The 17,638-nt window shown below is 63.9% G+C and carries 15 protein-coding genes; 6 read left to right on the forward strand and 9 right to left on the reverse strand.

Annotated elements, in window-relative coordinates; genetic code table 11:
* Positions 1-124: 124 nt before the first annotated feature.
* A complete protein-coding gene (locus J1M81_RS15915) occupies positions 125-1,039 on the reverse strand; it encodes a L,D-transpeptidase (RefSeq protein ID WP_206498334.1) in 915 nt (304 codons plus the stop codon).
* A gap of 279 nt (positions 1,040-1,318) precedes the next feature.
* Between J1M81_RS15915 and J1M81_RS15920 the strand changes: the two genes are divergently transcribed.
* Genes J1M81_RS15920 through J1M81_RS15935 form a run of 4 tightly spaced genes read left to right on the forward strand, consistent with a single transcriptional unit; the run spans position 1,319 to position 4,419 of the window.
* A complete protein-coding gene (locus tag J1M81_RS15920; RefSeq protein WP_032375657.1) occupies positions 1,319-2,038 on the forward strand; it encodes a glycosyltransferase family 2 protein in 720 nt (239 codons plus the stop codon).
* Complete coding sequence (locus tag J1M81_RS15925; protein WP_052061719.1) at positions 2,035-3,033, forward strand: acyl-CoA dehydrogenase family protein; 999 nt, start codon at positions 2,035-2,037, stop codon at positions 3,031-3,033. Before J1M81_RS15920 ends, J1M81_RS15925 begins: the two co-directional genes overlap by 4 nt.
* Positions 3,027-3,776 carry a PIG-L deacetylase family protein gene (locus tag J1M81_RS15930; protein WP_032375658.1) on the forward strand — a complete coding sequence of 250 codons (750 nt, stop codon included), beginning with the start codon at positions 3,027-3,029 and terminating at the stop codon, positions 3,774-3,776. Before J1M81_RS15925 ends, J1M81_RS15930 begins: the two co-directional genes overlap by 7 nt.
* Positions 3,777-3,789: 13 nt before the next feature.
* A complete protein-coding gene (locus J1M81_RS15935) occupies positions 3,790-4,419 on the forward strand; it encodes a class I SAM-dependent methyltransferase (protein WP_032375659.1) in 630 nt (209 codons plus the stop codon).
* Between the two features lie 18 nt (positions 4,420-4,437).
* On the opposite strand, the gene J1M81_RS15940 is transcribed toward J1M81_RS15935, so the two are convergent.
* The 7 genes from J1M81_RS15940 to J1M81_RS15970 all read right to left on the reverse strand — a co-directional run bounded on the left by J1M81_RS15940 (position 4,438) and on the right by J1M81_RS15970 (position 12,788).
* Positions 4,438-5,178, reverse strand: a complete 741-nt coding sequence (locus J1M81_RS15940; protein ID WP_206498335.1) for a GAF and ANTAR domain-containing protein — start codon at positions 5,176-5,178, stop codon at positions 4,438-4,440.
* Between the two features lie 133 nt (positions 5,179-5,311).
* A complete protein-coding gene (locus J1M81_RS15945) occupies positions 5,312-6,334 on the reverse strand; it encodes a putative zinc-binding metallopeptidase (RefSeq protein WP_032375660.1) in 1,023 nt (340 codons plus the stop codon).
* Positions 6,335-6,456: 122 nt separating this feature from the next.
* Positions 6,457-7,122 carry a hemolysin III family protein gene (locus J1M81_RS15950; protein WP_032375661.1) on the reverse strand — a complete coding sequence of 222 codons (666 nt, stop codon included), beginning with the start codon at positions 7,120-7,122 and terminating at the stop codon, positions 6,457-6,459.
* Between the two features lie 544 nt (positions 7,123-7,666).
* Entirely contained in the window at positions 7,667-8,449 is a 783-nt protein-coding gene (locus J1M81_RS15955; protein WP_196249617.1) for an alpha/beta fold hydrolase, read from the reverse strand.
* A gap of 294 nt (positions 8,450-8,743) precedes the next feature.
* Positions 8,744-10,090, reverse strand: a complete 1,347-nt coding sequence (locus J1M81_RS15960; RefSeq protein WP_308051281.1) for a lipase family protein — start codon at positions 10,088-10,090, stop codon at positions 8,744-8,746.
* A gap of 101 nt (positions 10,091-10,191) precedes the next feature.
* Positions 10,192-11,121, reverse strand: a complete 930-nt coding sequence (locus J1M81_RS15965) for an MBL fold metallo-hydrolase (RefSeq protein WP_206498349.1) — start codon at positions 11,119-11,121, stop codon at positions 10,192-10,194.
* A 2-nt stretch (positions 11,122-11,123) separates the two neighbouring features.
* Complete coding sequence (locus tag J1M81_RS15970) at positions 11,124-12,788, reverse strand: FAD-binding dehydrogenase (protein WP_206498350.1); 1,665 nt, start codon at positions 12,786-12,788, stop codon at positions 11,124-11,126.
* Positions 12,789-13,012: 224 nt separating this feature from the next.
* Here J1M81_RS15970 and J1M81_RS15975 point away from each other — a divergent pair, with 224 nt between their 5' ends.
* Together J1M81_RS15975 and J1M81_RS15980 are read left to right on the forward strand one after the other, a co-directional pair.
* Positions 13,013-13,642: a TetR/AcrR family transcriptional regulator gene (locus tag J1M81_RS15975; RefSeq protein ID WP_032375683.1), complete on the forward strand. Its 630-nt coding sequence runs from the start codon at positions 13,013-13,015 to the stop codon at positions 13,640-13,642.
* A 437-nt stretch (positions 13,643-14,079) separates the two neighbouring features.
* Positions 14,080-15,363 carry a lipase family protein gene (locus J1M81_RS15980; RefSeq protein ID WP_206498336.1) on the forward strand — a complete coding sequence of 428 codons (1,284 nt, stop codon included), beginning with the start codon at positions 14,080-14,082 and terminating at the stop codon, positions 15,361-15,363.
* Between the two features lie 629 nt (positions 15,364-15,992).
* On the opposite strand, the gene J1M81_RS15985 is transcribed toward J1M81_RS15980, so the two are convergent.
* A complete protein-coding gene (locus tag J1M81_RS15985; protein WP_206498337.1) occupies positions 15,993-17,525 on the reverse strand; it encodes an amino acid permease in 1,533 nt (510 codons plus the stop codon).
* Positions 17,526-17,638: the final 113 nt, after the last annotated feature.

Below are 17,638 nucleotides of genomic sequence, written 5' to 3' on the forward strand. Positions count from 1 at the left end.
CAACACTCGTACGATGATTCTTCACTGGGGCCTCCCACATCTGTGGCTCTACCGGCCAGGACCCACTCCTGTCGGCAACCCACGCTTACATGCGGAGGGGCCCCAGCCAAGACCTCCATACCGTCTAGCGGTTCCAGTCTCCCAGGCCGTCGGATCCGCTGAGGGTGCCGCCGTCGGTGTTGACGACGATGACGGGGTCACCCTTCTGGGCGTTCTCGAAGAACCACTTGCCGTCTTCGGTGCTGACGTTGAGGCAGCCGTGCGAGGAGTTGGAGTAGCCCTGCTGCGACTCGGACCACGGCGCGGCGTGGACGAAGATGCCGCTGTAGGAGATACGCGTGGCGTACTCGACGTACGTGCGGTAGCCCTCTTCGGAATCCACCGGCACCCCGTAGGTGGAGGAGTCCATGTACATGTCGCGGAAGCGCTCGCCGACGATGTAGGTGCCGTTCGGGGTTTCGTGGCCGACCTTGCCCATGGAGGTGGGCATCGTGCGAACGACCTCGCCGTTGCGGGTGACGGTGATCTGCTTGGTGTTGTCGTCGGCCGTGGTGATGATCGAGTCGCCGGTGGAGAACTCGGCTTTCGCGCCGCCTGCTTCGACGGTCACCTGGGTGTGCGCCGGGTAGAACTCGTTGGGCAGCCACCGCACCTGGGTGTCGTTGATCCAGTAGAAGTGGCCTTCGACGGACGGGTTCGTGGTGACGCGGATGGCGCGTAGTGCGGCGTCGCGATCTCCGATGGCCTCGTCGAAGCGGATCGCGATGGGTTGCGCCACTCCGACGACCTCGCCGCCGGACGGGCTGATGCTGGGATCGGCGAAGTTCGCGGGTGCCAACGGGGCCACCCGCTGCTGCGGGGCGGGTGCCGGTGCCGCCGGGTCCGAGGATCCGGGCACGCCGGGGATCGACACGTCGGGGCCGCCCGGCCACAGCGGAGCCGCCTGGGCAGACCCGAATGCTGCAGAGGCTGCGAGCGCCGTACCTGCGAGAATTGCCCCGATGCGGGCGAACCTGCGTGTGCGAACCTGTGTTGCCATGTGACCCGACCATCCTTCGTACTGCGTCGTGATGCCCAGTAGCAGTGCTGCCGCGGGGCAACGCCCATTAACACATACCACCCGGACTTTTGCTAATCGGATATTGCCGAAAAACGACGACGGAATCCACGGATACGAGTAGCTTCCCGCCACCCGAGCCCCTTCTTCGAGCCGTAGGTGTCGATCGTCTGCGAACGGGTATGTCGCATGCAACGTACTCCGTCCAGCCACCGGCGGTTCCGCAACGGGCTCGAGGCCCGGTGTCCGAAAGGGTGGCTCGTGACTGTCGATACCAGCACTCCAGTCCGTCGCATCGTCGTCGTCGTGCCCGCACACGACGAACAGGATCTGCTCGACGCCTGCTTGGATGCCCTGGCGAAGGCCGCACGTCGGGTCGCCGACGTCGCCCCGGTGACGGTATCCACGACGGTCGTTCTCGACGCGTGCACGGACGGTTCGGCGCGTGTCGCGGCGCGTCACCCGTCGGTCTCGGTCGTGACGGTGGCCCATCGCAACGTGGGAGCCGCGCGGGCGGCCGGATTCGCAGCGGACCTCAACGGCGGTCTGGGCCGCGCCGACACGTGGTACGCCACCACCGACGCCGACTCGACGGTGGGCGAGCAGTGGCTGGTGGGGCATCTGCGGCACGCCGCCGAGGGTGCCCGGGCCGTGGTCGGGACGGTGTCGGTGCGATTCGAGGACCACATCGTCGACAACGAAGCACTGCGCTCCTCCTATGACGCTCAGTACGTCGACGAGGCGGGCCATCCCCACGTCCACGGCGCCAACCTGGGTGTTGGCGCGACGGACTACTGGGCGGTCGGCGGGTTCGCGCCGCTCGCCACCGGCGAGGATCACGACCTGGTCCGTCGTCTGGAGCTCGGCGGCACCGTGTGCCGCAGGGTGTGTGACATTCCGGTCGATACTTCGGGCCGCCTGCGCGGCAGAGCCCCCGACGGTATGGCCGGCTTCCTTCGTTCTCTGGAGCCTTCTGCATGACCGACACCGGATTCGTCGACACCCCCGATCGCACCACCGATCTCGAGTCGGCGTTGCGCGCGCAGTTTCTCGCGTTCGAGGCGGATGGGCGGTTGGATCTGGCTCTCCCCGGCTCGGGAAACACAGACCACCGGTGGCAGTCGCTGGCTGCGCTGGGTCGGCACGACACCGTTCTGGGCCGCTGGGCCGAGGCACACACCGATGCGATCGCGATTCTGCACGAGCTCGACGGCCCGACGCCCGAGCGCGGCCAGATCTGGGGCGTGTGGGCTGCGGAACCCCCGGCTCCGATTCTCGAAGCGGTACGCAGCGATTCGGGGTGGCTCCTGTCCGGGACCAAGCCGTGGTGTTCGGGGGCGTCCGTCTGCACCCACGCACTCGTGACCGCTCGCGTCGACGGCGAGCCGCGATTGTTCGCAGTGGATCTGACGCATCCGGGTGCTGCCCCGGTGCCGAACACGTGGCATGCCGTCGGAATGCGCGAGAGCGACTCGGGCTCGGTGGCATTCGATCGTGTCCCCGCGGTCGTGGTCGGTGGTCCGACGGACTACCTGACCAGGCCGGGCTTCTGGCATGGCGCGATCGGAGTGTCGGCCGTCTGGTTCGGTAGCGCCTGCGCGGTGGCCGACACCCTGCATGCGGCCGTGCGCTCGCGCCCCGACCCACATCGCGCAGCTCACCTCGGTGCCATCGCATCGGCTCTCGGAGCCGCGTCGAGTGCCCTGACGACCGCGGCGGCCGAGGTCGACGCAGATCCGTTCGACCGCTCCGGCCGCGCTCGGATCCGTGCTCGCATCGTGCGCGCCGTCGTCGAGGATGCCGCAACGCAGTGCATCGACCGCGTCGGGCGAGCGCTCGGTGCCGGCCCGCTGTGCGCAGATGCGGAGCATGCTCGACGCGTTGCCGACCTCACCGTCTATCTGCGACAGAGCCACGCCGAACGCGACCTCGAAGCCCTCGGACACGACATCGCACAGGAAGACAACCCTTGGTAGAGAACGTATTCGACGCCGAAGTCGACCTCGGTACCGCCGAATCGGACTGGCTGTCCGCAGATTGGTCCATTCCCGGTCTGCACTGGAGCGACGTCGTCACCATGGTCGTCGTGGCACCCCATCCCGACGACGAAGTACTGGGCGTCGGCGGGTTGCTGTCGATGGCCGCAGCTGCGGGCGTCGACGTGCGGGTCGTCGCGGTCACCGACGGCGACGGTTCGCATCCGGGATCTCCGACGGTGTCGGCCGAGGACCTGCGCGCCCTGCGGCCCGTCGAGTCCGAGCGTGCCCTCGCCGAACTGGGCATCGTTCAGCCGCCGACGCGGCTGCAGTTCACCGACGGCGAGGTCGAAAAGCACGAGGACGCTCTGGCCCGCGCGCTGGTACCGCTGCTCGACGCCACTCCGGGTACCTGGTGCCTGACGCCGTGGCGCGGGGACGGCCACCCCGATCACGAAGCCACGGCGCGTGCCTGCCTCACCGCGGCCGCCGTCGTGGGGATACCGGTGGTGGAATATCCGATCTGGATGTGGCACTGGGCAACTCCCGAACACCGGGCGGTGCCGTGGTCACGCAGTCGCCGCATCGATCTGCCCGCGCACGCCGTCGAGGCGAAACGGGCGTCGATCGAGCGTTTCGAATCTCAGATTCGACCGCTGTCCGATCACCCGGCGGATCGCGCAGTGTTGCCACCGCACATCCTGACGCGGTTCCGACGTCCGTTCGAAGTCGTCTTCGCATGAGTAGGCTGTCCGCATGAGCTTGAGTCCGGAATACTTCCGCGATGTGTATGCCGCGCACGAGGATCCGTTCATGCTCGACAGCAAGTGGTACGAGCGTCGCAAGTATGCCCTCACCCTGGCATCGCTGCCCAAGCCGCACTATCGACGCGGCCTCGAACCCGGTTGCTCCATCGGTGTGCTCACCGAACAGCTCGCTGCCCGCTGCGAGCATCTGGTGTCGACCGACGTGGTGCAGAGCGCACTGGATACGGCTCGCGCGCGCGTAGGCGAGAGTGCTGCAGTCGATTTCGCACTGTGGTCCCTCTCCGACGACGTATCTGCGTTACCGAATCCCCACGAGAAGTTCGATCTGATCGTCGTCAGCGAGGTGGGCTATTACCTCGACGACGACGACCTGGCGGCCGCCATGAGCCGCATCGTCGGGCAGCTGGAGGCCGGAGGCACACTGGTGGCCGCGCATTGGCGTCACGACGTGGACGACTATCCCATCTCGGGCGACCGGGTTCACGAGATCATCGCTGCCACAACCGGACTGGCTGCACTGAGCCGCTATCTGGACGAGGACGTGCGGATCGAGGTGTTCATCGCCACCGATGTTCCCGCCGTATCGGTTGCCAGCACCGACGGACTCGACGTGCGATGAGGCCCGAGGCTCCGGTCGCTATTCGGTGGACTTCGCCGCGTCGTCGACCAACTGCACGGCGAGATCGGCCAGTTTGACGTTGGTGTCCTGAGAGAGCTTGGCCAGCAACGCGAATGCCGCCTGCGAATTGAGGTTGTAGCGTTCCATCAGCATGCCCTTGGCCTGCCCGATCAGATCCCGGCTGGTCAGCGCGGCCCTGATCTGCTGTTCTTCCCGGGCGCTGGAGAACGCGATGGCCGCGTGCGCAGCGAACAACGAACCAATGGATTCGGCCTCGGCCGAGAACGCGCCGGTTCGCGTCGAATGCAGGTTGAGTGCGCCGAAGTTGAACCCTTCGACGTAGAGCTGAAAGCAGATCATGCTCTTGACCCCGAGCGCAGACGCTGCATCGGTGAACTGTGGCCAGCGGGTCTCGCCGTCCATGTCGTCGATACGGATGGTCGTCTGTTCGATCGCCGACTCGAGGCACGGCCCCTCGCCCAGCTGCTCCTGAATCTTGTCGCAGTGCCCGGCAATTTCTCCCGACAGAGCGGCGCTGTGCACGAACTTGCCCTGCATGACCGTCGTGATGGATGCGTACTCGGCATTGGGGACCTGAGCGACCGCGGCCTCGGTGATCATGGCCAGGACGCGATCGGGATCGGAATGCTGACGCCGCAGCTTCTCGGCCACCTCGGCCAGCCGGCGACTCAGCTGGAAGTCGGTAACCCGCGGGAGGGCGCCCGACGCGTTCAGTGTCTGCTCGCTGATGGTGGTCACCTCGTCCTACTGCTGCACTCTGCCCGCGACTGCACTCTGCCCACTATTGCGCAGGGGGCGTACCCGGTATCGGCGGATGCCGACAACACAGGATACGCCCCTGGGCGCTGAGCTCAACGACCGTAAGCGAGGCTCACAGAGCGCTGGGTGCCACCAGAGAGTGCACGAAGCCGATCTTCTTCACGACGGTCGCCGGCAGCACGAACGGGTACAGGTCCTGGTGACCCATCGATCGGTTGATCTGGTTGAGTGCCCACGACAACGGCAGCCACCAGTCGATGATCTGATCGAAGCCGACCTCGCCGGGCAGCGGGCTTTCGAGGGTCGATCCGGCCGGTGCCATCCCGAATGCCGCGGCCGTGTCGAGGGTGTCGCGGATGTGCAGGTAGTGGGCGAAGGTCTCGGCCCAGTCCTCGGCGGGGTGCATGGTGGCGTAGGACGAGACGTAGGTGTCCTCCCAGCCCTCCGGTGCGCCCTCGCTGTAGTGGCGATCGAGCGCATCCTGGTAGCTCGAATCCGGATCGCCGAACAGTTCCTCGAACGCCGCGCGGTGTTCACCGTCTCCGACCAGCACCATCTGGTAGTAATGGCCGATCTCGTGACGGAAGTGCCCGACCAGCGTGCGGTAGGGCTCCGACATCTCCACGCGGAGCTGCTCGCGGTGCACGTCGTCGCCCTCGGCGAGGTCCAGGGTGATCAGACCGTTGTTGTGCCCGGTCATCACCTGCTGGTTGGCGCTGGAGAGCAGATCGAACATCAGACCCGTGGACGCGTCCTCGTCCCGGCCGACGATCGGGAGGCCCAGCTCGGTGAGCTCGAGGATGACGCGACGCTTGTTGGTCTCCGCGTCCGCGTAGGCGGCCATCGCGTCCAGGTCGTCGTCGGCCGGGCGAGTCCGCGTCAGCCGGCAGGACAGGCAGAGGTCGTCGGAATCGGATGCGTCGACCAGCCAGTTGCAGCGCGCGGTGTTGAGATTGGCACACGTCTTCCAGACGGCACCGTCCACCTCGGCCTCGGAGATGCCGTCTTCCTTGTCCGGGAGCACCAGGAGGGCTCTGCTCGGCAGATGGAAGCCGAGTGCGCTCGAGCAGCTCAGACACAGTGAGTTCTCGAACGACAGCTTCTGTCCGCACTTGCGGCAGATGAAATCACGCATGGATGTTCCTTAGTGGCTGTCAGTTTCAGAAGACGACTGCACAATGTCAGAAGTGCACTGCACTAGCCAACTTTACCCACTGCTCGACCGCGCACAAGGCTAGGCGCAGAGCAAGCGCACGCTTAGAACATTACGAGCCCAACTGCTACGAGGTGGCAGATCGCTGCTAGCACAGTGGCAGCGTGAAAGAACTCATGGTGGCCAAATGTGTTGGGCCATGGGTTGGGCCATTTAGTCGCGTACAGGATTGCGCCCGCGCTATAGAGCATGCCGCTCACGAGAAGTAACAGGAACGGCGCATGGCCAACGTGCTCGATGAGCGTCGGCGCGACGGGGACTACGGCGCTGCCGAGAATCATGTACAGCGGCACGCCGACCCAACTCGGTGACTGCGGCCAGAGCATTTTGAGGGCGACGCCGCCGAGCGCGCCGAGCCAGACGACGATCAGCAGTGTGCGTCCGGTGTCGGAGGGGAGTCCGAGTACCACGAGCGGTGTGTAACTGCCGGCAATGAATAAAAAAATCATCGAATGGTCGGCGCGCTTCATCCATGTGCGGCTTGTCGTCGTGGCCCAGTGGATTCGATGGTATGCAGCGCTCACGCCGAACACCCCGCACACGGAGACGGCATACACGGCGCTTGCCACACCGGCGGTGCCGGACACCAGGCTGAACGCCACTGTGACGAGAATGATTGCGACCACGACCGCGACGCCGAACGCGTAGAGATGGATCCATCCGCGCATGCGAGGCTTGACCGGTAGCTCGTCGATGCCGAACATCGTCATTCGATGACCTCCGTCGCTGGGTAACCTACGTGACCGTAGGTTCACGTATTGTACCGATGAGTAGCTTTCGGCGTGAACCTCGCTGGATCGGTTCGCCGCCAGGTCATGTCGGGTTCGAAAGAAGCCCCGGAGGTCGGTCAGCAGCTTGTGGCGCGCGGGGTCGGGCGTCGAGCACGTCGAGCACGTCGACCACACGCGAGCGATCGTGACCCATGTACGGCTCCGGCAAGGGCGAACCGTGGTCGATGTGGAGCATGCGGATCGAGGGCCTCTTGGTAGGACTATGGACTGGGTAGTGGGCAGTGGGCAGTGGCGGATATCGACGTAGTCGTCTGAATGCAGCAGTGAATCACCAACTCGGTCGACGGTCGACCAGCGAGACACAAGAGCGACAACGGAGACGGTGTCGCTCTTAGACAACGTCTCGCGCCGCCGCGAGTGACGTCGGCCTGCGCCTAGGCTTCCCTGTCGTTACCTCATCCAGCGACTCACAGCCGAGCACGTCCGATTGCTGAACTCGCTCGTGCAAGGTGAGTCGTCGAGGTCAAGCACGCGAGGCCCGGCGCAGGACGGCGCTGACTTCGTCCGGCTGCTCGACGTTCGGCGAATGACCAGCGTTGTCTATGAGGACTGTGTGAGCACCGGCAGTGGAATACCGCGCCAGCGTCGGTTCCCAATCGTAGAATTTGTCGCCGCGACCGTGAATCACCGTTACCGGTTTGTCGATGGTCCGGACAAGGGAGTCGAGTGGCTTGTTCTGCAGGCGTCGGCGGCGATCGATCAACACGGTTCGATACATGGCCGCGCTTGTGGCTGTGAAGTCGTGGAACGATTGTTGTGGGTTGTTGAATCCCGTGCGGGCGTCGAAGCCGTCGGCGAATGCGTGGTGCCCGATCCGGGATACGAGCGCAGGGACCGCGCACACACGTGCAAGTTGCGCGAACCATCGGATGGTCATGACCGCGTTCCCGGCGGGAAAGTGGCCGGATTCCAGGTCGGGGGCCTGGTTGATCAGGACCACCCGAGTGATGCGGGACGACGATTCAGCCGCTTCCAGTGCGACGTCACTGCCGAAGGAGTGCCCCACGATTGTGGCGTCCGTCAGGCCGAGAGCCTCGAGAATGTCGATCACCGCCCGTGCTTGGAAGTTCGCGTCGAGAAATCGATCTCCACCCGTGCAGCCGTGTCCGAACAGATCCACTCGAATGAGGCGGTAGTCGGACGCGAGAGAGGCCACGACGCGGTCGAACCAGTGAACGGATCCGGCGAATCCATGGATCAGAACGATTGCCGGTCCGTGAGTCGGCCCGTCGACTCGAGCGTGCATCGGACCCATGGTCGTCAAAAACATCCGGCCGGAAACTTGACGCGCTCTCACATGACCTCCGTTGTAAATTCGTTCAGTACTGCGCCTGCCGATTAGTTCACGTCCAGGCGGCCGGGCGATCGTAAAAAGTGTCGGAACGCGCTGTCCGACTGGACTGCCGCGCCTTGTTCGACGGCACTTGCCCGGCCCGGGATGGCAGGCGAACGGATTGCAATTAGTCCGGGTCCGCAAGCTCACGCATCGACACGTCAGCGGCAACTCCTCTGCAGCGGTGCAGGTCGTTGCGGCGGCTTGTCAGCGCGATGCGTGTTGTTGAGGTGCCAGTGAGTTTCCGGGGGCGATGCGCCCGCAATTCGTCGGTGCCGGCTTGTCGGAGAAGCGGTCGATCAGCCATTCGACGGCACCCGGGAGCCACAGTGCGGCTCCAAGAATGTGGCTGATGGTGTCGTATTCGTCGTATTGCACGCTCACACCTGCGGCGCAGTACTTGTTCATCAAGGCGCGAACGTCGCCGGCGACCATGATGCCGTCGCCGGGCCCGGTGCCGATCGGGCCCGGTTGGGTGCCTTCGAGAATTCCGTTGGATGCTTGCGCGACGAACATCGGGACGGTCGGGACGGCGGCTTGACCCATGTTGATCTTGTTGACCACGTCGACGTACTCGGGGATTGTGTTCGGGTCAGCGTATTGCGGCTTGACCAGGTCGGTCCACCGCAATCCGGGGTACTGCAGAAGGACGTTGAGGATGGAAGCATCGTTGAGCTTTGCCATGATCTCGCGGCCGTAGTCGTTGATGTACGGGTCGAAGTCGATACCGTATGCACGTCCGATGCCGACGATGGCCATTCCGACCACTCCGCCCCAGCTGATGCTGCCGCTGGCGTATCGAAGATTGTTCGCTGGGTTGACCAGCAAGCCGCCCTGGGCTGCGCCGAGCAAGTTGTCCGCGATTTCGGGTGCGTAGTCGGCCGCCATGATCGACGCCCAATTAGTGGCGATGGCGCCACCCGAGTATCCGAGCAGTCCGATACGGGAATTGTCGGTGACGCCGCTGCCCGGCACCTGTTGGGCGGCTCGCAACGAGTCCAGAGTCATCATTCCGTATTCGGGCCCTGCTGCGAAGTCTGCTGTGGGGCCTTGGGTATCGGCGAGGACGACGGTGTAACCGAGAGCCAGAAAGGGTGCGATGACAGCGCCCTCCCCGGATGCGGCAGCGCCGCCGACGTCTACGTTCCGCCCGCTCGGTGTCAGCGACAGCAGGGGCGTGTTGCCGGCGATAGCTCGGGATGGGCCGTCGTCGGGGTTGAGTGAGTCGTATGCCGATTGGTAGGAGATGACCTTGTCGGGTTGGTCGTTCGGGGGCCGCAGCACCGAGGTGACGTTGGCGGACGGTCGCCCCTGCGCATCGGTGGACCGATACAGGATCTGCATTGCATCAAGAGGCGTAGCTACGTTGAGCAGGTGGTACGGGAGAGTGCGCACACCGAGTACGGAGCCGGGCGGGTAACTCTCGAGTGGGGCCGCACCGGTGTAGCGGAAGAATGCATCATCGACCGGCTGCGCGGACACCGCCGCTGCGCCGTGGGTGAGGGCGGCGGCGGCGAGGCTGACGATCAGGAGCGAACGAGTTCTGCGGAGCACGGTGTCACCTGTCTGTTGAGCTGGTAGTGGACGGCGCACTGCGTTGTCGTGGCCGGGGAGGGTTGTCGAACACACGATGCGGTTCGCGTGCGCCGCTGGATCTATCGAGTGGCCCACGGGTCCGTTCGCCGCCACAGGGTGGGTAGTTCGACGAGGTGTACACCGTCACGCCGGGCGCAATCGGACAGTGTCCTCAACGAGGCGTCGAGGTCATCGAACGTGTACGGAAGCGCCCGCAGTGGTGCGGTCAAGGGTCTGAAGAAGTCGTCCCAGTGGGTGAGGACCACAGTGTGTGCGCCCACTGCTGCGACCGTCTCGGACCAGTATTTTTCGATGAAGTTGCGAGACTGGTGACCGAGTTGCCCGACGGCCAGGTATGCGACGTCGGCTGTGCGACCCGCGAGCATGTTCGACCGGAAGCCTGCACTGCTGTGCACGAGCGCGGTCTGACCGCTTCTGTTGTGGGCGACGAGGATCGACCATGCCGCACCGCACTTGTACGCTTTGACCCGAACGGGTTGAACGAGAGCGCGATCTACCGCCCCGTGCATCCGGTTCGGGGTCGAGTGCTCTGATTCGACGAACGTCAGCGTGTAATGCCCCAGCTCCAGTTCATCGCCTGGTTGAGCCGTTGCTATCCGGCTCGGATGTAGCTCGGCTCCGCGACCGATCAGTGCGGTCGACTCATCCCCGACAAGTACAGCGTCGGTGCGTTGCGCGACGAGGGCCGAATCGAGAGCGTGGTCGTAGTGGCAATGTGCGCAAACCACTGCATCGAGAGTGTCGATACCTGCTCGTCTCAGGGCGTGGTCAATCCGCGCGGGATTTGTTCGCAGCGGTGTCAGCAGCGTCCGCGTCATCGATGGCCGGGAGAAGAATCCGTCGGTCAGGATGGCTGACTCGCCGTCGTCGAAGAGCAGGGTGGTGACGCCGAGGAACGACACGGTGACCGCCGAGGCGGGTGACGCCGATGCCGTCTTCGACATTGCCTCGTGTGCGCGCAGGTTGGGTCGACCCCATCGCAGTCGCATCGTCATGCCTGCTTGGCGAGGGCTCGGCCGGCTTGCCGTCCGCTGAAGATACAGCCGCCGAGAAAGGTGCCTTCGAGGGAGCGGTAGCCGTGTACACCGCCGCCGCCGAAGCCGGCGATTTCCCCTGCTGCCCACAATCCCGGCACTGCCGTACCGCCGGTACTCAACACGCGCCCATCGAGGTCGGTTTGTATGCCGCCCAGTGTTTTTCGGGTGATGATGTTAAGTCGCACCGCGATCAACGGCCCGGACTTGGGGTCGAGGATCTTGTGCAGGGACGCTGTTCGCGCGAGTCGTTCACCACGCGAGCGACGCGAGTTGTGGATTGCAGATATCTGCAAATCCTTGGTGAACGGGTTCTCGGTTTCGCGGTCGCGGGCCACGATCTGACGTTCCAGCTCGACTCGGTCGATCAGATCGTCCCCGGTAATCTTGTTGATCCCGTCGACGAGTTCGGCGAGGGTATCGGCGACGACGAAGTCCTCACCGTGCTTCTTGAACGCCTCCACCGGTCCACTTGCGCCCGGCAGGACCCGCCCGAGCACCAACTTGAGGTTTTTGCCGGTGATGTCAGGGTTCTGCTCAGATCCCGACAGGGCGAACTCTTTCTCGATGATCTTCTGGGTGAGCACGAACCACGAGTAGTCGAATCCACTGTCCTGAATGGCTTTCAAGGTTCCGAGGGTGTCGAATCCTGGGAAGTTCGGTACGGGAAACCGCTGGCCGCGGGCATCGAACCACATTGACGACGGACCGGGAATGATCCGAATCCCGTGATTTTTCCAGATGGAATCCCAATTCTTGATGCCCTCGGTGTAGTGCCACATTCGGTCCTTGTTGACCAGGCGCCCACCGGAGCGTTCGGTGATGCCGAGCATGCGGCCGTCGACGTGCTCGGGGACTCCGGAAATCATCGACGCCGGGGCCGCACCGAGCCGCGCAGGCCAGTTCTCCCGCACCAGATCGTGATTTCCGCCGATACCACCCGCAGTGACCAGCACCGTTCCTGCATGTAGTTCGAAATCGTCGACTCCGGCGCGGCTGCTGCCTGCGCCGCGCTCGGATGCGCTGGGTTCGAGAATTGCGCCCCGGACTCCGTCGACGACGCCATTGGTCGTAGCCAACTCGTCGACGCGGTGACGGAACCCGAACTGCACCACACCCTTGTCTGCGGCCTCGCGAACACGTTTCTCGAAAGGCGCGAGGACACCGGGACCGGTTCCCCAGGTCAGGTGGAATCGTGGAACCGAATTACCATGACCCTCGGCCAAATAACCTCCGCGCTCGGCCCAGCCCACGATCGGAACCCACCGCACGCCTTGGGCGTGCAGCCAGGATCGTTTCTCGCCCGCCGCGAAGTCCACATACGCCCGTGCCCACTGGCCGCCCCAATAGTCTTCACCAGCGGGATCGTCGATACCGCGATCGAACGTGGCACTGCCCATCCAGTCCTGCCACGCCAACTCCGCGGAGTCCTTGATACCCATTCGCCGCTGCTCGGGGGTATCGACCATGAACAGACCTCCGAGGGACCAAAATGCCTGCCCCCCCAGGTTCTGCTCGGGCTCTTGATCGAGTAGCAACACCCGCTTGCCTGCATCGGCTAGTTCCGCTGTCGCCACCAGGCCTGCCAGTCCTGCTCCGACCACGATTACATCGGCGTCCATCATCTGCGTTCTTGTCCTTCTCACGGTCCTGGGATGCGAGTCAGGCAACAACTCGGCTACAACGTTTCGTCCATTACGGGTTGCCCAGCTCGCGCGCAGGCTTCACTCGAAGCCCTCGCCCGTGGGCGTGGTGCTGCGAGCGGCGACCCCGTTCGATACAGTAACGCATTCAATACATGAACGTACGGAAAACAGAGATGCATCGCGTTCGCTACGCTGCCTACATGGCCCTCACCACCGGACCGGTGAAACGACGGCGACCTCAGACCCGCCAGCGGCTACTCGATGCCGCATTGGAGGTGTATGCGGAACGAGGATTCGGTAACAGCAGTGTCGAACATGTGTGCGAGCGTGCTGGCTTCACCCGGGGTGCTTTCTATTCCAATTTCACCTCCCTGGAGGAGCTGTTCCTTGCGATGTGGGAGCAGCGGTCGACTCAAATGCTGGCCGACGTCGAGGCGTTGCTCTCCTCCCCCGGTAAGCAACCACGGGTCGACTCACTAGGCGACATCGTCGAATGCGTTTTAGCGGTGGTGCCAATTGACGACAAGTGGTATCGGGTCAACGCCGAGTTCACCGCCCACGCGCTGCGCAACCCCTCACTCAAACGGGTGATTATCGCGCGGGAGCAAGGGATTCTCGCCACACTGATGCCATTACTCGACCAGTTACTCGACCAGCTCGGGCTCGTGATCACCGACCGAGCGGCGTTGGGACCAGCTTTGGTCGCTGCACACGACGGCACCCTGGTGCAGTGTCTGATCGAAGACGATGCCAAGGCGGCCTGCGTGCGGCGTGCAGAGTTGTTCACCGTACTGGTCGGGCATTACACAGCCCAGGTTCAAGAGGAATAAGTCGGTCAGCGTTTCTGTGGCCGAAAACCGTGCTGCGCGTCCAGAACACACAGATTGTGGACGTCGTTTCACTGCAACTGCAGTCGGCCGTGGTGATGAGAGGCACCACAGCGGGGGCTCCACCTTCGGGTCGACGTATTCGAAGATGAGGGGAGAACGATCGCGGCCAAAACGGACCTGAGATCGGTCGATTCGGCGATTATGCTGAGCAATACGCCGCAGGCACGTACCGTGGCCCCTGCCTCGCACCCGATCAGGGTCCGGCATTCCAGTTCCGACCAGGAACAGCCATTCCACAACAGCCGCGCCGCGCCCCGCCCCGCCGAGGGCGGCCACGCAGCGGGCCGCATACCGAACAAGGACACACAGTGATCATTCGAATTGTGCGGACGTCGAACGTAAGTCGCCGCCTCATGATATTCGGCCTAACGATACTCATGGCACTTGCCTCGACCGCGCTGTGGGGGACCGCCCATGCCGGTGCCGATGCGCCGCCGCCGGAATTCTACGTTCCGCCTGCAGGTTTCGAAGACTCAGCGCCCGGAACAGTGCTCCGATCCAGAGCAACCCCGGTCGCCCTGTTCGGACTCCCCGTACCGGTGGGGGTCACGGCGTGGCAGCTTCTGTACCGCACCACCGACGAACAGGGGGCACCCAGCACCACGGTCACCACCGTCCTGGCTCCGCCCGAAGGGACCTCGACGCATCGACTGTTGTCCTACCAGGTGTTCGAGGACGCCACCGCACCGCAGTGTGCACCGTCGAGGAACCTGTCCACTAACCCCGCCCTGGACGGGGTCACGGCGATCTCGGCGGGCCTCGCCCTGGTGCAGTCCGCTCTGTATCGGGGCTGGACGGTGTCGATACCCGACCACGGCGGGCCACTGTCCGAATTCGGAGCCGCGGTCGAGCCGGGTCGTGCAGTGCTCGACGGTATTCGAGCAGCGCGGGACTTCGCCCCACTGGGTCTCCCCGAATCGGTACCCGTGGGCGCCGCCGGATACTCCGGCGGCGCGCTCGCCACAGGATGGGCCACTGAGGAACACGCGACGTACGCCCCGGAGATCAACCTCGTCGGCGCAGCAATGGGCGGTACACCAGTCGATCTCGCCGAATCGCCGTACAACCTCGACGGTTCCGCCCAGGCAGGAACGGGACTGTTCATCGTCTCCGGACTTCGCAACACCTACCCCGATCTGAAAGCACGACTGGACCCGTACCTCACACCGCTGGGCCGCACGACCCTCGATGCCATGGCCACTGCATGCTCGACATCGAACCAGCTCACGAACATCGCCCGACAGTACGACACCTTGTTCACCGAACCTTTCGCATCGGTGTGGGGCAAACCTGAGATTCGCACCGTACTGGACCGCGCCCGCCTCGGTACCACGGCCACTGATGTCCCCCGTCTGCTCTATCACAGCGTGAACGACGAAGCGGTACCCGTGACCGACCTCGACTCGTACGTGCGCGCCGAGTGCGAACGCAGTGCGCGTCTGACCGTCCGACGAGAAGAGCTGGGGCTGCATCTCACCACCGCCGTGTCCGGGCTCGCGCTGAGCATGGACTGGCTCGACACCGTGTCGAGCGAACCCGCACCCGAGCGACCGTATTGCGACATCAGCACTGTTCCCAGTTTCGTGGGAGCTGACCCGGCCGCGACTGTGCAAAGCGTCGACGAGACCGTGCGGAGCCTGCTAGGACTTCCCCGAAAGTGAGCAGACGCCGTACGGCGGTGACGACGATTGGCGCGCTACATCTTCTGCACTGAGAATGCCGGAAGACGACTGCACCGGAGGTCAAACCCCAGAAAAATCATGACGCCCACGTCTGAAATCGATAGGCAGTCCGCGCCGTCACCACCGCAACCCGGGCGCACTGGCATCATTGAGACTGGACGCCTTCGCCCCGTGTCATGTCCGCGAAGCCCTCCCATGAACATGCACAGCAGGCAGCGTAGTCATTGGTAACCTGTTCGTGGTTGGACAGAGTGCGCCGGACCCTTTCTGCGGTGCATTTATTGCCGCAGGCCGGGCATCGTCTCCAGAAGTCGCTGGTTGGAATCGTCCAGTACTCGAGCACGGCACTTCACCTCCACTGTCAATCAAAACGTTTGCGTACAGCAGTACGGCTCATGCTCAGCCGCTGGCAGGCGCGCTGATGTGGGCCTCGAATGCTGCGAACCGGAGGCGTGCGGCCACTCAGGCCCGATCGGCGAGCCAAAGAACGTGCCACACGAGCCGGAAGATTCGACGGGTCGGCGGCGCGCACGACCCCCGAAACGACGGGCCCGTCGGCCGAGGTGTGACAACGGGGCCCGTCGATTCGGGTGCGCTCTCGATGCTTGCTACTCGACTACCTCCGAACGCGCCGCTTCCCGCTCGATATCTTCCTGCTCGCGTTCGCGAATTGTTTTGTCTGCGTTGCCTTTGCTGTAGGTGAAGTAGATGACCACACCGATTGCCATCCAGATCACGAACCGCAGCCAGGTCTCGACGGACAGGTTGACCATCAACCACAGGCACGCGATGACAGCAACGATAGGAATCCACGGCATCAGCGGTACTTTGAACCCGCGCTTCAAGTCGGGGCGGGTTCGCCGGAGGACGATGACGCCGATCGAGACCAGCACGAAGGCGAACAGCGTTCCGATGTTGACCATCTCTTCGAGTACGCCGATCGGGAAGAACGCGGACAGAACTGCGATAACGAATCCCACGATCAGCGTGATGCGTAGCGGCGTGCCGCGCTTGCCGGTACGGGCCAGACTGCGGGGCGCCAAGCCGTCGCGCGACATCGCGAACAACACGCGAGTCTGGCCCAGCATCATCACCATCACCACGGTCGTCAGGCCGGCCAGTGCGCCGAACGAAATGACGTTCTTCACCCACGTCAAGCCGTTCAGCTCGAACGCCGTCGCCAATGTGGAGTCGTCTCCGGCCAGTTCGGTGTAGTTCACCATTCCGGTCAGCACGAGGGTGACGGCGACGTAGGGGACCGTCACGATCGCCAGCGAGCCCAGGATCGCGCGGGGTAGAGCCTTTTGCGGCTCCTTGGTTTCTTCGGCCGTGGTCGCCACGACATCGAACCCGATGAACGCGAAGAACACCAGGCTCGCTGCGGCTAGGAGGCCGTACCACCCGAATGTGCTGCCGCCTGCACCTGTAACGAAGGAAAAGAGCGACTGGTGAACGCCTTCCGTCGTCGTCCCCCCCTCAGCGGGCGGAATATACGGGGAGTAGTTCTCGGCTTTGATGTAGAACGCGCCGACGACGACGACCAGTATCACTACCGCGACCTTGATGGCGGTGATGATCAGCGACACGCGGGAGGACAGTTTGGTACCGCTGGCCAGAAGGCCGGTGATGATGACGACGATGAGTAAGGCACCCCAGTCGATGTCGACACCACCGATCGTCACGATCGGCGACGCGGAGCCGAGAACTTCACCGAGATACAACGACCAACCCTTCGCCACGACGGACGACGCGAGGGCGAACTCCAGAATGAGATCCCATCCGATGATCCAGGCGACGAACTCACCGAATGTCGCGTAGGAGAACGTGTATGCGCTGCCGGCCACCGGAACGGTGGAAGCGAACTCGGCATAGCACAACGCGGCGAGTCCGCACGCTATCGCGGCAAGGACGAATGCGAGAGATACCGACGGACCCGCCACGTTGCCTGCGGTTCTCGCGGTGAGCGTGAAAATGCCCGCTCCGACGACCACGGCTACGCCGAACACCGTGAGGTCCCAGGACGACAGGTCCTTGCGGAGCTTGGTGTCGGGTTCGTCGGTCTCCCGAATGGACTGCTCGACCGATTTGGTTCGAAAGATCCCGGTCTTTCGGGCATAGCTCGACGGACGCTTCTCATCCACTGTTGTGTTCTACCTGTCGACTTCGAGTTGTTCGAGCACCTGGTCCACGCGGGTCTCGCACGGCATCCACTCGAACTGTGTTGGTAATCACATTCTATCCGACTTCCGTTCTG

Origin of the sequence: Rhodococcus sp. KRD175 (assembly GCF_017168275.1) — a bacterium.
Lineage (GTDB): Bacteria > Actinomycetota > Actinomycetes > Mycobacteriales > Mycobacteriaceae > Rhodococcoides > Rhodococcoides fascians.